Raw genomic sequence first — 18,849 nt, 5'->3', positions numbered from 1 at the left:
AGCGGGTCCGTTTATAAATGATGATACTACTCTAAATGCCGGTTTTGGGAACCGCTCGTTCCGCCAGCGCACGCAGGAAGAAGGCGAGGTTGGCGGGGCGTTCGGCTAACCGGCGCAGGAAGTAGCCGTACCAGTGGGTGCCGAACGGCAGGTACACCCGCACCTGCTGTCCCGCGTCAACGAGACGCTGCTGCTCGGCGTCCCGGATGCCGTACAGCATCTGGTATTCGAAGTCGCCGGCGCCGCGTCCGGATCGGGCGGCCAGACCCGGCGCCGCGGCGAGCACGGCGGGGTCGTGGGAGGCCACCATCGGATACCCCGTCCCGCCCATCAGAATCCGCAGACACCGCAGGTAGGTGTCGGTGATGGTGTCGCCGTCGCGGAAGGCCACCGCGCCGGGTTCGTCATAGGCGCCCTTGCACAATCGGATCCGCGCCCCGGCGGCGGCCAACTCTCGGCAGTCGCCCGCGCTGCGTTTGAGGTAGGCCTGCACCACCGTGCCCAGCGACGGGAAGTCCGCCCGCAGCTGCGCGACGATCGACAGCCGCGACTCGGTGGTGGTGTGGTCCTCGGCGTCGATGGTCACCCAGATCCCGGCCCGGGCGGCCCGCGCGCAGATGGTGTGGGCGTTTTCCAGGGCGATCTTCTCGCCGTCGCGGTCCAGCGCTTGCCCCAGCGCGGACAGCTTCACCGACACCTCCAGCGGCCGCACGCCGCCCGGGGCGGCGTCGGCGCGCCGGCCCAGCGCGTCGAGCAGGCGACCGTATGCGGCCACGATCGCGGAGGTGTCGAGAACGTTGGCGACGTCCTCCCCCAGATAGTCGAGGCTGACGTAGCGTCCCCCGGCGCGCAGCCGCGCCGCAATGTCCAGTGCCTCCGCGCACGTTTCGCCGGGCACAAACCGGTGTACCACTTTGCGGGTCACCGGGTTTCGTTGCGCGGTGCGGCGCAGCCGGTCCGAGCGGCTGGCGGCCAGCAGCGCCGGGCGGGCGGTCCTCGCGAAGACGCCGGTCATGCCGGGGCCGCCATGTGCGGGTAGGTGTGTTCGGTCGGCGGGGCGAACGTCTCCTTGATAGCGCGCGCCGACGTCCAGCGCAGCAGGTTAAGCGCCGACCCGGCCTTGTCGTTGGTGCCCGACCCGCGGGAGCCGCCGAACGGCTGCTGGCCCACCACCGCGCCGGTCGGTTTGTCGTTGATGTAGAAGTTGCCCGCGGCGAACCGCAGCCGGCGCTGCGCGGCCTGCACCGCAGCGCGGTCGTCGGCGATCACCGCGCCGGTCAGCGCATACTTCGACCCGGTGTCGACGAGGTCGAGGATCTGCTCGTAGGCGTCGTCGGGGTAGACATAGACCGCCAGGATCGGCCCGAAGTATTCGCAGGCGAACGCCTCGTCGGTCGGGTCGTCGGACAGCAACACCGTGGGCCGCACGAAATAGCCTTCGCTGTTGTCGTATTCGCCGCCCACCGCGACGGTGATCCGCGCAGCGCTCTTGGCGCGTTCGATCGCAGCGACGTTCTTGGCGAAAGCGCGCGCGTCGATCAGCGCGCCGCCGTAATTGGATAAGTCGGTGACGTCGCCGTAGCGCAGCGCCCCGGCGGCGTCCAACAACTCGTCGCCCATCTGCTGCCACGCCGACCGGGCGATGAACGCCCGGGAGGCCGCCGAGCACTTTTGCCCCTGGTAGTCGAAGGCGCCGCGGATCAAGGCGGTGCGCAGCACCTCGGGACGCGCCGAGGCGTGGGCGACCACGAAGTCCTTACCGCCGGTCTCGCCGACGATGCGCGGATAGCTGTGGTAGTGCTCGATGTTGGTGCCGACGCGCCGCCACAGCTGCTGGAAGGTCGGCGGCGAGCCGGTGAAGTGGATACCGGCCAGCCGCGGATCGGCCAGCGCCACATCGGAGACCGCGAACCCGTCGCCGGCGACCAGGTTGATCACGCCGGGCGGCAGCCCGGCCGCCTCCAACAGTTGCATGGTGAGATAGGCGGCGAACGTCTGGGTGATCGACGGCTTCCACACCACGGTGTTGCCCATCAACGCCGGCGCGGTCGGAAGGTTGCCGGCGATCGCCGAGAAGTTGAACGGGGTGATCGCGTAGATGAACCCATCCAGCGGGCGGTAGTCCAGCCGGTTCCACACCCCGGGGGTGCTGATCGGTTGCTGCGCCAGGATCTGGTGGGCGAAGGCGACGTTGAACCGCCAAAAGTCGACCAGTTCGCACGGCGCGTCGATCTCGGCCTGGTAGGCGGATTTGGACTGGCCGAGCATGGTGGCCGCCGCCAGCGTCTCCCGCCACGACCCGGCCAGCAGGTCGGCGGCCCGCAAAAACACCGCCGCCCGCTCCTCGAACGGGGTGGCCGCCCACTCGTTCTTGGCGGCCATAGCCGCCTCGATCGCCGCGGCGGCGTCGGCGCGGGTGGCGTTGGTCAGCGTGCCCAGCCGGTGGCGGTGCCGGTGCGGCTGAACGACGTCGACGCGTTCCCCCTCACCGAGTCGGTGCTCGCCGGCGATGACGTGCGGCAGGTCGATGGGGTCGGCGGCCAGGGCGTGCAATGCGGCGACCAGCCGGCCGCGTTCCAGGCTGTGCGGTGCGTAGTCGTGAACCGGCTCGTTGGCCGGCAGCGGTACCTGGGTGATCGCGTCCATGCCGCCAGGATCCTCGGCCAGGACGCTTCGAGGCTTGGCTGATCCGACAAATTTTAGAACCTGGCTAGTAGAATCAGACAATATGCGGGCCACCGGTGTAGGCCTGGGCCAACTGCTGCTGGCCCTGGACGCGACCCTGGCGCAGTTGGTCGAGGCGCCGCGCGGCTTGGATCTGCCGGTGTCCTCGGCGACGCTGATCGATTCCGACGACGTGCGCCTGGGGTTGGCGCCGGGCGCCGGATCCGCGGATGTGTTCTTCCTGCTCGGCGTGGCCGAGCGGGACGCGCTGGACTGGATCGAGGGACAGACCGCCCGCCCGGTGGCGATCTTTGTCAAGCAACCCTCCGAGCCGGTGGCAGCCCGTGCCGTCGCCGCCGGGATCGCGGTGGTCGCCGTCGACCCACGGGCCCGCTGGGAGCGGCTCTACCGGTTGGTCCACCACGTCTTGGAGCATCACGGCGATCACGCCGACCCAGTGGAGAGCGACACCGACCTGTTCGGCCTGGCGCAGGCCGTCGCCAACCGCACGCACGGCATGGTCAGCATCGAGGACGCGCAGTCGCACGTGCTGGCGTACTCGGCGTCCGAAGAAGCCGACGAACTGCGGCGGCTGTCCATCCTGGGCCGGGCCGGGCCGCCCGAACACCTGGAATGGATTGCCAAGGCAGGCATTTTCGATGCGCTGCGCACCGAGCCGACGGTGGTCCGGGTGGGTCAGCGCCCCGAGCTGGGTCTGCAGCCGCGGCTGGCTATCGGCATCCATCGCCGAACGGGGGCGGCACGGCGGGCCCCGGAGTTTGTCGGCACCATCTGGGTGCAACAGGGGTCGCACCCGTTGGCCGACGACGCCGAGCAGGTGCTGCACGGCGCCGCCGTGCTGGCCGAGCGGATCATGGCCCGGCTGGTGGCCCGTCCGTCGGCACGCGCGCTACGGGTGCAGCAGCTGCTCGGGTTGGCCGAGCCGGACGATACCGACCTGGCCGTGCTGGGCCGCGAGCTCGGCGTCAACGCGGACGGGCGCGCCGCGGTGATCGGCTTTCAGGGCGCACCGGCCGATGTCATCGCGTTGAGCGCCACCGCGTTTCGGTTCGACGCTCAGGTCACGTCGGTCGGTGACCAAGTGTATGTGGTGTTGCCGCAGACCCCGGCGCCGTCGACGGTGACGTCCTGGGTACGGGGCACCGTCGCCGCGCTGCACCGCGAACTCGACCTGGAGCTGCGGGCCGTGATCGCCGCACCGCTGAGCGGGTTGGCCTCGGCGGCGTCGGCGCGCGCGGGGGTGGACCGGGTGTTCGACAGCGCCGGTCGCCACCCGGCGACCATCGGGCAGGTCACCTCGCTCGATGAGGCGCACACCACCGTGCTGCTCGACGAGATCGTTGGCCTAGTCGGCGACCGGCTGGTGGATCCGCGGGTGCGCCAGCTGCGCGAACAGCACCCGCTGCTGGCCGACACGCTGCGGGTCTACTTGGACAGTTTCGGCGATATCGCCGCCGCGGCGGCGAACCTGCATGTGCACCCCAATACCGTGCGCTACCGGGTACGGCGCATCGAGACGCTGCTGTCCATCTCACTGGCCGATCCGGAGGTGCGGCTGGTGCTTTCGCTGAGCTTGCGGGCCACCGAACGCTAGCCGCCGACGCTGGGCCGAGGCATCGTGAACCGGTGATTGCGCATGCGCAATACCTTCTTGCTCATCGCCTGCGCCGGGCTGCCGCGCAGCGGTCCCGGTCCCCACATCCGCGACCCACCCGGGTCGTTTGCCGAGGGGTCGTGCGCCCACGCCGGAACCGCCCGGAAACCCATTCCCGCCGAAGGTGAATCCGCCACGGTGCCGGCCATCGGGGTCGTTGACGCCCAACCCTGCGGTACCGATAATCCACCGACCGCCATGGTGCGGCCCATGCTGGCAAGCACTGGCCCGCGAACTCCTGCTGCCGCGGACGGTGCCGGTTTCGCTGCGATGAGTTGCGGGGCCAAGGTGGGCTGCGCCGCCGCGCTACCGGCTTCGGCATCGGCTTTCATCGCATAGATGAGGCTCACCCATTGATTAGTGGCGTAGGCGGTCTGCCACACCGGTGTTAGCGGGCCAGTAACGGTACTGAAATCCTTGACGGCGCTGAGCAACCCGGAAGATGCGTTCCCCGTCGCAGCGTCGGCGGCAGCAGATTTCGTCGACCCCGCCAATGTTTGCAGCTGTTGGGTCACCGCGGACATCAACTGAGCGTGGCCGGCGGTTTGGGCCAGCGCGGTGTCGTGGCCGGATCGCTCCGCGGGGTTGCTGATCGGCGGTGGCGGGCTGAACGCCGTCAGCCGGGTCGCCGTCAATGCGGACGCGGCGTAGCCGTACATCGCCGCGGCGTCTTGGGCCCACATTTCGGCGTAGGCCGCCTCGACGGCCGCAATCGCCGGCGTGTGCTGACCCAGAAAGTTGGTCGCGCTCAGCGATATCACCAATGCCCGGTTGGCTTCGATCACCGGGGGTGGCACGGTGGCGGCGAACGCGGCCTCGTATGCGGCTATGGCGGCTGCGATCTGATCGGCCGTCTGCTGCGCTTGGGTAGCGGTTTGGGTCATCCACGCCACGTAGCGCGCGGCGGCGGCCTCCATGTCCGTTGACGACCGGCCCTGCCAGTGGGTGGCCAGCTCGGCGAGCTCCGCCCGGAAGCCAGCCGCGGTGGAACTCAATTCGGCGGACAGCGAATTCCATTCGGAGGCCGCGGCATGCAGCGGTCCTGCCCCGGGGCCGTCATACATTCTGGCTGAGTTGACTTCGGGGGGAAGAACCCCAAAATCAAACATTGACAATACCTTTCGCGACGGCGGTCCCAGGTGGCAAAGATCGCGGTGCTGCCGGCGACCGGACAGGCGCTAGCGGGCTATCCCCCGACCGGGGTGCGCGGCATTTTGAAGCGGCGCGGCGCCACGCGCAATACGCTGCTGACGGTGGACCGCGCCGCCGCACCGGTCATCCGGCCCGCGCCCGCCACCGGCGCGGCGCCCATCATGGCGGTGGCTTCCTCTGTTTCCACGGCGGGCGCCGCCGCCAGGTTGGATTCCGGCACCCACACCGGCTCATCACCGAGCAGGGCCGCTGCCGCCGGCGGCGCCCAGCGCGGTGGAACGGTCAGGCCGCCAACCGGTGCCGCCCCACCCATGGTTGCGCTCACCGGGCCGCGGATAGCGCCCGGCTCCGATTCGACAGCCGGGGGGCCCGCGCCGACCGGTTGCCGGACCGGTTCGGGTCGCGGAGCCGGCTCGGGTTGGGGCGCGGGCTTGGGTTGCGCGGCCGGGTTGTGCGTCTCGATATCACGCTTGGCGGCGTAGCCCATGCTGCCCGCCGAGGTGTAGGTGCGGCTCAGGCCGGCACCCAGGCTGATCGGCGAGGTCAAGGTATTGAAGTCACTGAAGGCGGTGAGCAGCGACGGCAGACCCGTCGCCGTGGAACCCCCGGTCGCCGAGGTGGTCGCCGATCCGCCCGACGCGAGGGCTTGCAGGTGTTGTGGTACCGCCGAGATCAGCTGTGTCAGCGATGTCGGCGACCCTGTGGCGGCTGCGGTACTAGCGGCCGGGTCGGGTTGCGCGGCAAGGTTGGTGGTGTTGGGTGCTGCGCTGAACGGCGTCAGCCGAGTCGCTGCCGACGAACTCGCCGCGTAGCCATACATCGCGGCGGCGTCTTGCGCCCACATGTCGGCGTAGGCCGCCTCCACGGCCGCGATCGCCGGGGTGTTGAGCCCCAGCATGTCCGTGGCGATCAGGTTCGCCAACTCGGTGCGGTTGGCCTCGATGAGCTGGGGCGGGACGGTGGCGGCGTGCGCGGTTTCGTAGGCCGCGGCCGCGGTGCGCGCCCGCCGAGCCGCCTCCTCGGCCGTTGCCGCGGTGGCGGTCAGCCAGGCCACGTACGGTGTGGCCGCGTCGGCCATGGCATCCGAGGCGACCCCAGACCAGCTCTCGCCATGCAATCCCGAGATCGCCGCGGAGTAGCCCCGCGACGTCGAGGCCAAGCGGCCGGCCAGCGCCTCCCAAGCCGCGGCCGCCGCCATCAACGGTCCCGAACCCGGGCCGGCATACATCCGGGCCGAGTTCACTTCCGGTGGCAACGCTGCGAAGTCCATCGATCACACCCAAACACAGTCGACCACCACACAGCATCCAGCCGACGGGCTCGGCGCGGGTCGATACCTGCGGTGCGGGGGGCCGCCCGAGAATCCGGTCGGCGGGGCCACTAGCCACGCCAACACGCCCCGACCGCCGACACGAACGTGAGATGACCGAAGGGTGGCCGGACATTTAAATCACGGTGAACAGAAATCCGCAAAGACCTGTCGGTGGGCGCTGGTAGCGTCCGGCACTGCCCCGCCAAACACCCCGGAGGTCGCCGTGCTCTTCCACCCACACCGGCCGCGGCTCATCGCCGCCGCAGCGGTTGTCGGCGCCCTGAGCCTGACCGGCCTGGTCATCGCCGGCCGGGTGCCCGGCACCGGCCACGGGTGGGTCAGCCCGGTCGCCACCTCGGAGGTGGCCCCGGCCCCGGCCGGCGACGCCGAGAACGAGGCGTTGGCCACCCTGGACAGTTTGCCGATCAAGGGCCGCGCCCCCAAGACCGGCTACCATCGCGAACTCTTCGGCCCGGCGTGGAGCGATGACGTGACGGTGGCCGACGGGCACAACGGCTGCGACACCCGCAACGACATCCTGCGCCGCGATTTGGTCGACGTGCAGCTCAAACCCGGCAGCAACGGATGCGTGGTGCTGTCCGGCACGCTGCACGACCCCTACACCGGCACCGTCATCGGCTTCCAGCGCGGCCGCGGCACGTCGCGGGCGGTGCAGATCGACCACATCGTCGCGTTATCGGATGCCTGGCAAAAGGGCGCGCAAGGCTGGGACGAAGCCACCCGACGCAACTTCGCCAACGACCCGGTCAACCTGCAGGCCACCGACGGGCCGATCAACGAGCAGAAGGAGGACGGGGACGCCGCAACCTGGTTGCCGCCCAACAAGTCCTACCGCTGCATCTACGTGACCCGCATTGTGACGGTGAAGGCCGGCTACGGGTTGTGGGTCACCCAGGCCGAGCACGATGCGATCGCGCGGATCCTGACCGACGACTGCGCCGCGCCCTAATCCCGCGTGCCGATGAGAAGACCACCAAGACCGAACGCTGCCACCGCGGTGGTGGTCAACGCCACCGGCCACAACGCCCCGCCCAGCTGGGCGACCGTCGACGTCAGCAGCAGCGGAACAAGTCCGCCGATGATGGTGGAAGTCTGGCCCGACAGCGACATTCCGCTGTAGCGCACCCGAGCCGGGAACGCCTCGGACAGGTATTTCGGCAGCGCGCCCCAGATGACCCACAACGACGCGCCGATCAGGACCTCGGCAACCAGCAGCGCCGGCAGCGTCGACGGGCCGGACAGAATGTCCAGCAACCCCACCGGCGGCAGCACCAGCAATCCGACCAAGCCCGCGCGCACCACCGAAATCGCGCCGACCCGATCCGCCAGCCAGCCACCCAGCAGGGTCAGTGCGCAGAACACGATGGCGTGCAGCACCGATACGCCCAGCAGCACCGACGAGGAGGGCAGCCCGAGGGTCTTGGTGCCGTAGCCGGTCAGGAAGACGGTCTCGACGAAAAACGGAACGGTGACACCGCCCAAATAGACCGCGAAGCACACCAGCACGGTGCGCGCATGCCGACGAAGGACTTCGCGCACCGGGAACGCCGACAACTCGCCGCTGCGGCGTAGCTCGGTGAATTCCGGAGACTCCATCACCTTCAGCCGGATGAACAGACCGACGACGCTCAACGCGACGCCGAACAGGAATGGCACCCGCCAACCCCACGCCAGGAAGCCGTCATCGCTGAGCAGCCAGGCGAGGATGAACAGCGACCCGGTGGCCAGCGCCTGTCCCAGCGCGGAGCCGGTCTGCACCACCGCTCCCCACAAACCGCGGCTGCGGCGTGGGCTGGTCTCGGTGACCACCAGTACCGAGCCGGCCCACTCGCCGCCGAGCCCCACGCCTTGAAAAAACCGCAGCACCACCAGCAGCGCGGGCGCGGCCGGACCGATGGTGGCGTAGCCGGGAAGCAGCCCGATCAGAAACGAGGGGATTCCCATAATCAACAGGGTGGCTACCAGCATCTTCTTGCGCCCCAGCCGATCACCCCAATGTCCGAACAGGACCCCGCCCAGCGGACGGGCGACGAACCCCACCGCGAACGTGCCCAGCGCGGCCAGCACACCGACCGTCGAGGAGGCGTGCGGGAAGAACTGCGGACCGAACACCAGGGTGGCGGCGAACCCGTAGAGGAAAAAGTCGTACCACTCCAGCACGCTGCCGGCGAGGCTGGCCAACGCCACCCGCCGCATCGGCGATTTGGGTGCGGTGCGGCCTCCCGCGGTCGAAACGGCGGTGCGGTCCTGTTCTGTGGTTGTCATAGCGAGCCTTAGTTACTCGGCGCGAGCCGACGCGAAAGCACCCAAATCAGCGTGATTTTGGGGACTTTTGCGTCCGCTCGGCGGGGTGTTAGCCAGCCGAGAATGGCCGAGCCATGATGGTCGGCCGGAACCCGTATTTCGGCCCGGCACCACCGCCGGCGCCGGCGCCCGCGCCGGCCAACGGCATTCCACCCAAAAGCTGTCCGGCACCGCCGATATCCGGGGAGGCGGCACTGACGCTGTTGATCGGTACCGAGGACAGCGGCTTCAACACCGGACCGCTCCCCAGCCAGGCGGGCGGCACCGACAAGCGGCCGGCCGCAGCCGCATTCCCCAACCCCGCGGCTACCGGGCCGCCGCCTAGCAGACCCCCCGCTCCCCCGGTAGCTGGCAATCCCGCCGCTGCGGCGGCGGCGCCGTCGCCGACCGCCTTGGCGGCCGCGGTGGCGGGCACCCAGGCTTTGGAGAGCGCGGTCGTGTTGTTCATGAAACCGGTGAGGAAGTGCGGGATCGCGACGCTGCTCTGAATCGCCCCAACGTAGGTTGTCCACGGGGCAAGCAGGTTCGCGATCGGTGCCCCGTCTTTGTAGGTCAGGCCGAACGCGCTATACAGGCTGCTCAGGATGGTGTCGAGCGACGTACTCGACGACGTGGACGAGGTCGCCGTCGATGAGCCGGACGAGGCCAGGCTCTGCAAGGCATTTTGTACCGAGGAGATCACCGACGAGCTCTGCGAGCTGCCAGCGGTGCCGGCCGCTTGGCCGACCGCGGCGCCCTGCGCGGCCGCCCCGGCCGCATTCGTGGTCTGCTGCGGCGACGTGAACGCCGTCACCTTCGCGGCATTCGCCGACTGGCCGGCATACCCATACATGGCGGCCGCGTCCTGTGCCCACATTTCGCCGTAGTTGGCCTCGGTCGCCGCGATGGCCGGGGTGTTTTGCCCCAGCACGTTCGTCGACAGCAGCGACTGCAGTTGGGTGCGGTTGGTGGTGACCTCCGACGGATGCACCGTCGCAGCCAACGCGTTTTCGTAGGCGGCGGCGGCCTCCCGCGCTCGGGTAGCCGTCTGCTCAGCCTGGGCGGCGGTGGTTTGCATCCACTCCACATAGGGTGCGGCGGCCTGCGCCATCGACGACGACGCGGGACCAAGCCACTCTTCGCTGCTCAGTCGCGTGATGATCGACTCGTAGCCGTTGGCCGCCGAGTTCAACTCGGCGGCCAACTGGTTCCACGCTGACGCGGCGGCCGTCAAGGATGACGACCCAGCGCCGGAATAGATGCGCGCGGAGTTGACTTCTGGCGGTAATGCCCCGAAATCCATTGCTGCGCCCGTTATCCAGCTGCGGACGCGTTGGCCGCCTCGGTGGCCGCGTACGACCCGGCACTGAGCCCCAACGTCTTGACAAATGCCTCGTGCACCGCGGCGGCCTGAGCACTGACCTGCTGATAGGCCTGCGCGTGCGCGGCGAACAACACCGCGGTCAGGGCCGAAACCTCATCGGCGGCCGCCGGCACCACTCCGGTCGTCGGCGCCGCCGCAGCGGCGTTCTGGGCAACCACCCCCGAGCCGATACCCTGCAGATCGCCCGCGGCGGCGGTCAACGCCTCCGGCTGCGTGTTCACGAACGACATGAATCCCTCCTCAATGACCGTTAGCACCAATGGCCTTCGCGCATCCGTTGATGTTGTGACACTAGATGGAATCTTTCGCGTCACCTACCGCAGGTATTTTTCGCGGCTCGCCGCACCGCGTGGATCGCCCTTGTCGTGAACGGCGCACCGCAGTCGGCCGTCGGCTTCCTCGACGGCTGTGAGCTGCTGAAATGCGCCAGATTTCGCGCTCGGCCGCAGAATTGCCAACCCCATATCGATCACCTTCTCCGTCCGGGCGGGGTAAAAATCTGGCCGCAAATAAAGTCTCACCACGCTTGCTCTTCGATCCCGCGAATTGCCGAATCGCACGGCACAGCCGCTTAATTGGTTACCCGTTGAATCAGATGAAATCGACATCGTGGCACAACGGCGGGGAGCGCCGGCTGCGTCGAACCGTCCGTCGGCCTTGGTGCGCGGTGGTGAACCGCGCGCCTATCCGGCGAACGGCGGGCGGGGGATCACGGTGTTGCGGAACCCATATCGGTTGACGAAGCCATCGGCGCGCCGACCGGAACTGGTCATCGGTATTCCCCGCAGCAGCCCGCGGGGCTGGTCCGCGGCGGCGGCAGTAGCGCTCACCCGCAGCGGGCTGACGTCAGCGCTGGCCACCGGAGTCGCGCCGACCCAACTCGGTGGCACCGACAACCTGCCGATAGTTCCGGCTCGACCCACGTTCACGGCCGGTCCACCGCCCGCCGACGCCGACGCCGACCCAAAACCAGCCTTGCCCGGAATACCCGCTGGCAGAACGGGTTTCACCGACCCGGCTGGGCTGGCGGGCGCCGGGCTGCCGGTCAAGAGCTTTGCAAGGGAAGTATCGTAGAACGGGGTCGAGATGAGGCGTTGAAAAATCTGCTCGGTCTTGGTGGAATTCCCCGGGAGCTGCTTGAGGTAGCTCTGAAGCTGAGTCCAGATGTCCTGCAGGGACGTCGATGAGGACGTCTGCGTCGAACCCGAGGACGTCAGTTGCTGCAGCGCCTGCTGCGCGGAAGACACCAGATGCGAGGAACTGCTTTCCTGACTGCTTTCGGCGGCTTTGGCGACCGCCGCCTGTTGCAGAGCCGATCCGTTTTCGTTGCTGGTCTGCGGCGCGGCCGTGAAGGGGGTCACCGTCGTCGATGCGGCCGACGACGTATCCGCGTAGCTGTACATCACCGCGGCATCCTGGGCCCACATTTCGGCGTAATGCGCCTCGGTGGCTGCGATTGCCGGTGTGTTTTGTCCGAAGAAGTTCGTCGCGACGAGCGCGGCCAGTAGGGCGCGGTTGGCCGCAATCTCCGCCGGCGGCACGGTGGCGGCGAACGCGGTTTCGTAAGCGCTGACCACCGCCCGGGCGTGGGCGGCGGTCTCCTCCGCTTGGCTCGCGGTGGCGCTGAGCCACGACACATAGGGTGCGGCCGCCGACGCCATCGCCAGCGACGCCGGCCCCGTCCACACACCGCTCGTCAACCCCGAAACCACCGATTGGTACATGCCGGCCGCCGTGTGCAATTCGGCGGCCAGTTCGTCCCAGGCCGTCGCCGCGGTCAACAGCGGCCCCGAGCCGGCTCCGGAATACATTCGCGCGGAATTGATCTCCGGCGGCAGCGCTCCGAAGTCCACTGCTCAACTCCTCCTCATGACAGCACCGGATGAGCCGGGCGTGACCATCGGTTATCGAGGAGGTTAAAGGACCGCGTCGTCGCATGCCCGCTGCCGACGCCAGCTTGCATCCCCACTGCGAACCCGATCCAGCCGGATGCGCGACCGCCGGACAAGGCCCCGAGCTGGTGAAACGCGCCGCCGCCGTGGCGGTCTGCGGCCAGTACTGCGCCGCGTCGGGTCATCGCAGATGAATAAAATCTGAACGCGAGTAAACCCATGGCGCTAGCTCCACCGGAACGCAGCGTCGAGGGTCAGCGTCCGTTCCGCCTTCGGATACCACCCCTGCGGCGCGTGCTGGCTGGTGTGCAGATAGCACTGCACCCGCACGTCGCGACTACCGGGAGTGAACGTCAGCAGCCGGCTCATGGGCAGCGTGGTCAGCGGCATGTGATGCCGACTCAGCGAGGCCACGTTGAGAAACCAGGTTCCCCAGCGGCGCTCGATGTGGGTCTTGCCGCCGCACGCGTCGTCGGGGTGGGTGTGCGTGTGCCCAGCGAGCCACAGCGCCACCCGGCCGGGGTGTTCGGCAAGGAATTCCTCGAAGGCGCCGGAATCCGGGGTGCTGTCGACCCAGTACAGATACGACGCCGCCTGCGGGGTGCCTTGCGCGAAGTAGCGGTGGTAGTGCTCTTCCCACTGCCCGCTCAGGCCTTTGCGCACGCCTTCCCACGGGCCGGACGCGACGGTGGTGTTTTTCAGGACGTAGTGATGCACCGTCACGATGATCGCGTCGGGATTGTCCAGCACCATCCGCTGCCACCAGGCGAAGGTCTCGCCGCTCACCACACCGCCCGGGTTTCCGCCCAGGGTGCCGCGACCGACGAGTTGGGTGGGTTCATTGCGGTCACTCATCATCAAGAACAGCAGGTTCCCGACTCGGAACGAATAGCGTTCCCAGGTCCCCTCCACCCGATACCGGCGCGCCGTCGGGTCCACACCGGAGTACTCGGTGTGCTCACCCAGCGGGTCGACCCATTTCTGCCACCACCATGCCTCCGGCTCGTCCAGGCCGCTGCGGTCGTGGTTGCCGCAGACGCTGTAGACGTCCTCGCGGCGGTGGCTGCGCAGCGCGGAGAACTGTCGCCGGAGCTCGGCGCCCTCGGCGTCGTCGGGCAGGCTGTGATGCGCCCCCGACATATCGCCGACGTCGACGGCGATGTCCCACGGCACGGCCGGGCCACCGTCCGGCCCGTCCGACTCGGTCTGCGTAATCGCTTCGGCGAGGCTGCGTCGACCAAAACGTTGGTCGGTCCCCACGTGCGCATCGCCGAATGCCCACAGCCGAAACGGTGCGGACGGTGACTCGGGTGGCATTACTCGATCAGCTCTTTCTGGTGTGTGTAGCCTCAGCCGCTACCGGACTCGGTGAGGCCGCGTCGTCGGCGGATCGCCCGATCCGCCTGGGTAAACAGCGTGTCGATAATCATTCCGACCGCCAGGATGACAATCATGATGGCGATCGCGGACGGCATATCGCTCAGATTCTGGGCGTTGTTGAGCAGCACGCCGATCGAGGGCGTGTTAGCCATGACGACCAGTAGCTCCCCGGCCATGAGGCTGCGCCACGCGAAGGCCCATCCTTGTTGGAGTCCGGCCAGAACCATCGGGAGGGCGGCCGGCAGCACCAGGTAGCGGTAGCGCACCACGCCCTTGAGCCCCATCGTGGTCGAGGCCCGCAGCAGCAACGGCGGGATGTGGTTGACTCCGGCCACCACCCCGTTGGCGATCGAGGGAGCCGCTCCGATCACGATCACAAACACGATCGCCGAGGTGGACAGGCCGAAGAAGATGATCGCGAAGGGAAACCAGGCGATGGCCGGCATCGCCTGGACCGCACTGATGATCGGCCCGAATCCCACCCGCAGGATCCTGTTGCGTGACACCGCTAGACCGAGCGCGGTGCCGATCAGCACCGCGATGCTGAACCCGCAGACGGCCCTGTCCATCGTGGTGCGCAGGGCCTGCCAGAGCACCGGGGTGTGCCATTGGTGCCATAGGTTGGTGAAGACGGTCGCCGGGCCGGGCAGCACCGACGACGGCTTCCAGCCGCTGAGGTACACCAACTGCCAGGCGACTAGCACGAGCGCGATCGCCAGCAGGTTGGCGCCCACCACCTGCAATCCGCGCCGGGCCAGGGGCCGGCCTTCGGCCCGGTCCGTGACGGCGGCTTCAGTGGTCATCGCACACCCGTTGCAGCCGAGCGGTGATCATGGCGGCGACCTCGGCCATCACCGGGGTGTTGATCTGTCTGGGCCGCTGCACCGGCACGCTGAATTCGGCGACGATCCGCCCGGGCCGGTTGCTCAGCAGCACGACGCGGTCACCGAGCCGGGCGGCTTCGCGCACATTGTGGGTCACAAACAGCACGGTCAGGTGTCGCTCCTGGCAGATTCGTTCGAGCTCCCCATGCAGCAGATCGCGGGTGATCGCATCCAGCGCACCGAACGGCTCATCCATCACCAGCACGTCCGCGTCTTGGGCGAGCGCCCGCGCCAGCGCGACGCGTTGGCGCATCCCCCCGGACAGCTGATGGGGGCGCTTGTCGGCGAATTCGGACAGGCCCACCGTGTCGAGCAGATCCACCGCACGTCGGCGCCGCTGCCGCTTGGGCACCCGGCGCGCCCGCAGCGGAAGTTCGACGTTTTCGGCCGCGGTCAACCAGGGGAACAGCGCGGGTTCTTGAAACATCATCGCGACCCGACGGCCGTCGGTATCGACGCGTCCTGAGGTGGGCCGATCCAGCCCGGCCACCAGCGACAGCAAGGTGCTCTTCCCGCACCCCGACGGCCCAACCAGACAGACGAACTCGCCGACACCGACATTGAGCGAGATGTGCTCGATCGCAGCGACCGCCGAACGTCCCGCCCGGTAGCTCTTGCCGACATCGATCAACCGAACCGCGATCGCCGCGGCCGTCGGGTCTTGCACCGCAACCGGCAGCGGGCGTGCGATACCGGTCATTCGGGCACCTCCGGTTTGCCCGAAGCGCGCAGGACTTCGTTCAGCAAGCGGCCGTCGAAGATGCCCTGCAGGCTCAGCGGTTCCAGCAGACCCAGCGCTACCGCCTTGCTCGCCTGGTCGCTCAGTGACACGGTGTTCGGGTCGTTGGTGAACACGGTCTCCTGGAAGGAGGCCGTCACGATGTCGGGCTCCAATCCGGTGCCCAGCGCCTTGGCTAGGGCGGCATTGGCGGCCTGCGCCGCCCCGTCACGATCATTGTGGATGAGGTCGTCGGCGGCGACCTGGCCGCGCAACAGTCCTCGGACCGCGTCGGGGTGGGCGTCGAGAAACTCCTGCCGCGCCACCAAGACGGTGATAGTGCCCGGGTCCGACCATAGCCGCGTTCCGCCCGCCTGGAGTAGCTCCACGTCGTAGGGCGCGGAGACCAGCGCCCCGGCAATCTGGTTCGTCTGGAACAGCTGCAGGTAAGCGGACTCGGGGGTGGTCGGTTTGATGGAGACGTCCCCGCCGCCTTGGGTGTTGGTGGTGAGCCCGTGTTCGGCGAGCCAGTGACGCAGGCTCACATCCTGGGTGCCGCCGAGCGCGGGGTCGGCCACCGTCTTGCCGCGGAGGTCTGAAGCGGTGACGATTCCCGGTTTGACGACCAGTGCGGTGCCACCGGTCGCCGAACCGGAGATGATCTTGACGGTGCCGCCCGACTTCTGCCACGCGTTGATGGCCGGGTTGGGACCGACATAGGCGGCGTCGAGCCGCCCGGCGAGCAGGGCGGTCACTTCGTCTGTCCCTCGGCTAAACGGCTGCACATTCAGGTCGACGTCCGCGCCGAGGTTGTTGCCGAAGTACCCCTTCTCGATCGCCACCAAGGCCGAGGCGTGGGTGATTCTGGTCAGATAGCCCAGGCGCAGGGTGACGCCCGAGGTTTTCGACGCCGGATTCCCGCATCCGGTCGCGGTGAGTCCCAACAAAATGCCCAAGGTCAGGGCGATGGTGGTGATCAGGCGGTGCGGCACATTGTCTCCCCGGGGATTTCGGCGCATGGATGACCAGACGATTCGACGACGGCGCGCGAACTAGACGCGCGCCGTCGGTGCCCGGCCCGGACAGCCGACACGCGGGATGGCGTACGAATCGTTCGGCATCGGTTATTCCGCACCGAGGCGGTGGACGAACAGCGGGCTGGTCCAGACTTGATGCCCGTCGGATTGCTGTGCCCGCAAGTACGTGGCGCTGTGTCCGATGGGCAACGCAAGGTTTAGCCCGCCGGTCACGGTGACCGGCAGCGCCGCCGGATCGGCGATGCGTTCCAGCCGCAGTTTCAGGTTCAGGCCGCCCATCTCGATTTCGCGGTGGCCGTGGTCGATCAACTCGGCGCCGGCCACCGCCACCTGGGCGCGCCGGTCGTCTTCGAGCACCGTGGTTTCCAGGTCGAAACGCGCCCGCGCGAGGTCACCAAGCCGGAGCACCAGGCCGATGTCGGAGCCATAGGTGGTGGTACGCCAGCTGGTTTCGGCGCCGCCGATGTCAAAATGCTGTTCGGGATGTGTCGCTGCCCAGGGTGTCGCCTCCTCGACGCGGGTTCCGGTGACCCGCAGGCTGCCGACCCAGGTGGCCCAGCGATAACGATCCCGGTGCCGGGCCCCGCCCCAGCGAACGCGGACCAGCGCATCGGACAGGCCGACTTCGGCACCGAAATCCCGCCGCCACACTGCTCCGCGGGTATCGAGGATCTGCAGCTGCTCCCAACCACTGGTGCCGTACAGGGCGTACTCGGCATCCAGTTCGGCTGCGCCGGTGACGATATCATCGCCCATCCAGTTGTCGCGCGAACGCAGCAGCGCGACGGCACGAGCCCCGGTGGTCGCCCAGGTGCGGCGTGCTCGCAGCGCGCGGCCGACGTCGTGGGCAGTGAGTGCGGGCGCGAGCACACCGGTGACACCGCCGAACCCGCCGAAGATATTGGCGCCGGGTGCGCCGCTGCCGGGCCGGCCGCGGTGCTCATCGCTGGCGGCGCTGGCGCCCAGGCGTAGCCCGCGCGCCAGCGCGTCCTCGAGAAACCACGGGCTGCTCCCCCAGGCGGAGTGCACTTCGATCAGCCGCTCGAGTTCCGGGTGATGCCAGTCCGGCGTCGCGCGTCGGCCGCCCACATGCGGGATCAGCAGGTACGATTCGGGGTCCTTGTCGTAGGCCGCGTACAACCGGGTGATCGGCCACGTCTCGGGGACCGGAACGCTGCTGGACATGTCCTGGTGCCATTCCAACGAACGCGCGATCGTGGTGGCCTCGCCGAGGAAGACCACGTTGTGGTCGCCACCGGCACCGGCGGTGCCGCACCACTCGACCCCCGGGTAGCAGACAAAGCGACCGTCCTGCGAGGCACGGCGGCAGGTAGCAACCACCTGCGCCCACGCCGTGTCGGTGATCTGGAAGTCGTTGGCGGTGTAGCCCAGCACGTCGAGTGCACCGATGTCGCGGCCGAAGGCGAGATTCCAGTCGGTGCTCTGGGTGCCGACGGTGTCGTTGGAATGCACGTGCAGGTCGGCGAAATAGGCTCGCGGTGCTGGAAAGTCGGGGTTGACGTCGAGATGGCAGACCGCGGGTTCGCACACCTGCGGGTCGGACTCGACGGCAACGTCGATTCGGGCGGTCCGGGCCGGAACGACGAGCGTGGCGCTGGTCCACCCTTGGTCGGGTGTGCGGGCGGTCGCCAGCGTTACGCCATCCGCCGAAGCCCGCAGCGTCGCCGGGATGTCGCGGCAGGCGTTGCCCCATCGGTCCTGAAGGTGCGCGCGCAGCGCGACGTCGGGGTGCTGCCCGCTGGTGAGTCGGGGTCCATGGACGACGAGACGCTGCGGCGGCCCGGGGGTTATCGCCAGCCGGCAGCCGGCGGCATAGGCCATCCGTGAGGTCCCCAGCGCGTCCACGAAGAGCCGGATCTCGAACTCATCCTCGACGAACGTCTGGATCCTGGTGCCGGGTCCGCCGAAACGGCGGTCGCCCAGCCGGATTTCGATGACGTCGCCCGGTGCCAGGAATCCGTCGATCGTGTGCACCAGGATCGACTTTTGAAAGGGGCGCTCGCCGCCCTTAACGTCATAGCGGGTCTCCAGGCGCGGCGCGCTGCCCGCATCGTCGCCCGAGGCCGCGCCGAGCCGTGTCCGGTTGATCAGGCGCGCAGAGGCAAAGTCCCGCCCGCGTGGGTCGGCGGTCTGCAGGTCCCAGTCCGAGTAGTAGCGGAAGCACAGTTTCAGCCATCCGCTGTCGGCGATTCCCGACCGGCCAACGGTGTAACGCAGCACCAGTTCTTCGACCGCGCCCGCGACAGCCGTGTCGGTCGAGCAGGTGAGCGTCCCGAGGAACGGCAGCGCGTCGAATTCCGCGGTGATCCGATCGCGCACGGCCGCCGTCGAGCAGTCGTGGCTGTCCAGGTGGCGCTGCGCACGCACGGGTACCGCGGCGACCGGCGGCGGCGTTGGAGACACGCCAGCCATTCTGTGCCCCATCG

14 protein-coding genes and 1 pseudogene are annotated in these 18,849 nt (G+C 68.6%); 2 read left to right on the top strand and 13 right to left on the bottom strand.

Features of this window, described 5'->3' with window-relative positions; all coding sequences use genetic code 11:
* Positions 1-31 precede the first annotated feature (31 nt).
* Positions 32-1,015: a proline dehydrogenase family protein gene (locus tag ACAG26_RS20160; protein WP_370484838.1), complete on the bottom strand. Its 984-nt coding sequence runs from the start codon at positions 1,013-1,015 to the stop codon at positions 32-34.
* Positions 1,012-2,646 carry an L-glutamate gamma-semialdehyde dehydrogenase gene (pruA, locus tag ACAG26_RS20155; RefSeq protein WP_370484837.1) on the bottom strand — a complete coding sequence of 545 codons (1,635 nt, stop codon included), beginning with the start codon at positions 2,644-2,646 and terminating at the stop codon, positions 1,012-1,014. Before pruA ends, ACAG26_RS20160 begins: the two co-directional genes overlap by 4 nt.
* Before the next feature lie 82 nt (positions 2,647-2,728).
* On the opposite strand from pruA, the gene ACAG26_RS20150 reads away from it, so the two are divergent.
* The gene (locus ACAG26_RS20150; protein WP_370484836.1) at positions 2,729-4,279 is read left to right on the top strand and encodes a PucR family transcriptional regulator; all 1,551 of its coding nucleotides are present in this window, start codon (positions 2,729-2,731) and stop codon (positions 4,277-4,279) included.
* Here ACAG26_RS20150 and ACAG26_RS20145 read toward each other — a convergent pair.
* Together ACAG26_RS20145 and ACAG26_RS20140 are read right to left on the bottom strand one after the other, a co-directional pair.
* The gene (locus ACAG26_RS20145; RefSeq protein ID WP_370484835.1) at positions 4,276-5,448 is read right to left on the bottom strand and encodes a PPE family protein; all 1,173 of its coding nucleotides are present in this window, start codon (positions 5,446-5,448) and stop codon (positions 4,276-4,278) included. The genes ACAG26_RS20150 and ACAG26_RS20145 overlap by 4 nt on opposite strands.
* 77 nt (positions 5,449-5,525) lie before the next feature.
* A complete protein-coding gene (locus tag ACAG26_RS20140; protein WP_370484834.1) occupies positions 5,526-6,761 on the bottom strand; it encodes a PPE domain-containing protein in 1,236 nt (411 codons plus the stop codon).
* Positions 6,762-7,026: 265 nt separating this feature from the next.
* Between ACAG26_RS20140 and ACAG26_RS20135 the strand changes: the two are divergent.
* Positions 7,027-7,767: pseudogene (locus tag ACAG26_RS20135) on the top strand (HNH endonuclease family protein); the annotation flags it as partial.
* Positions 7,768-7,769: 2 nt separating this feature from the next.
* On the opposite strand, the gene ACAG26_RS20130 reads toward ACAG26_RS20135, so the two are convergent.
* The 9 genes from ACAG26_RS20130 to ACAG26_RS20090 form a co-directional block, all read right to left on the bottom strand.
* Entirely contained in the window at positions 7,770-9,089 is a 1,320-nt protein-coding gene (locus tag ACAG26_RS20130; protein WP_370484833.1) for an MFS transporter, read from the bottom strand.
* A gap of 88 nt (positions 9,090-9,177) precedes the next feature.
* Positions 9,178-10,410: a PPE family protein gene (locus tag ACAG26_RS20125; protein ID WP_370484832.1), complete on the bottom strand. Its 1,233-nt coding sequence runs from the start codon at positions 10,408-10,410 to the stop codon at positions 9,178-9,180.
* A gap of 11 nt (positions 10,411-10,421) precedes the next feature.
* Entirely contained in the window at positions 10,422-10,721 is a 300-nt protein-coding gene (locus ACAG26_RS20120; protein ID WP_370484831.1) for a PE family protein, read from the bottom strand.
* A 453-nt stretch (positions 10,722-11,174) separates the two neighbouring features.
* Positions 11,175-12,344 carry a PPE family protein gene (locus tag ACAG26_RS20115; protein WP_370484830.1) on the bottom strand — a complete coding sequence of 390 codons (1,170 nt, stop codon included), beginning with the start codon at positions 12,342-12,344 and terminating at the stop codon, positions 11,175-11,177.
* Positions 12,345-12,608: 264 nt separating this feature from the next.
* Entirely contained in the window at positions 12,609-13,700 is a 1,092-nt protein-coding gene (locus ACAG26_RS20110) for a metallophosphoesterase (RefSeq protein ID WP_370484829.1), read from the bottom strand.
* Positions 13,701-13,732: 32 nt separating this feature from the next.
* Positions 13,733-14,566 carry an ABC transporter permease gene (locus tag ACAG26_RS20105; protein ID WP_370484828.1) on the bottom strand — a complete coding sequence of 278 codons (834 nt, stop codon included), beginning with the start codon at positions 14,564-14,566 and terminating at the stop codon, positions 13,733-13,735.
* Positions 14,556-15,347 (bottom strand): ABC transporter ATP-binding protein, encoded by a 792-nt coding sequence (locus ACAG26_RS20100; protein ID WP_370484827.1) that lies wholly within the window; start codon positions 15,345-15,347, stop codon positions 14,556-14,558. Before ACAG26_RS20100 ends, ACAG26_RS20105 begins: the two co-directional genes overlap by 11 nt.
* Entirely contained in the window at positions 15,344-16,357 is a 1,014-nt protein-coding gene (locus tag ACAG26_RS20095; RefSeq protein WP_370484826.1) for an ABC transporter substrate-binding protein, read from the bottom strand. The genes ACAG26_RS20100 and ACAG26_RS20095 overlap by 4 nt, the downstream gene beginning before the upstream one ends.
* Before the next feature lie 132 nt (positions 16,358-16,489).
* Positions 16,490-18,835, bottom strand: coding sequence for a hypothetical protein (locus ACAG26_RS20090; RefSeq protein ID WP_370484864.1), 2,346 nt, complete (start codon positions 18,833-18,835; stop codon positions 16,490-16,492).
* Between the last annotated feature and the right edge of the window lie 14 nt (positions 18,836-18,849).

The sequence above is a fragment of the Mycobacterium sp. pUA109 genome (genome assembly GCF_041287095.1).
Taxonomy (GTDB): Bacteria; Actinomycetota; Actinomycetes; order Mycobacteriales; family Mycobacteriaceae; genus Mycobacterium.
The sequence above is the reverse complement of the archived record's forward strand: the minus strand, read 5'-3'. Positions and strand labels throughout refer to the sequence as shown.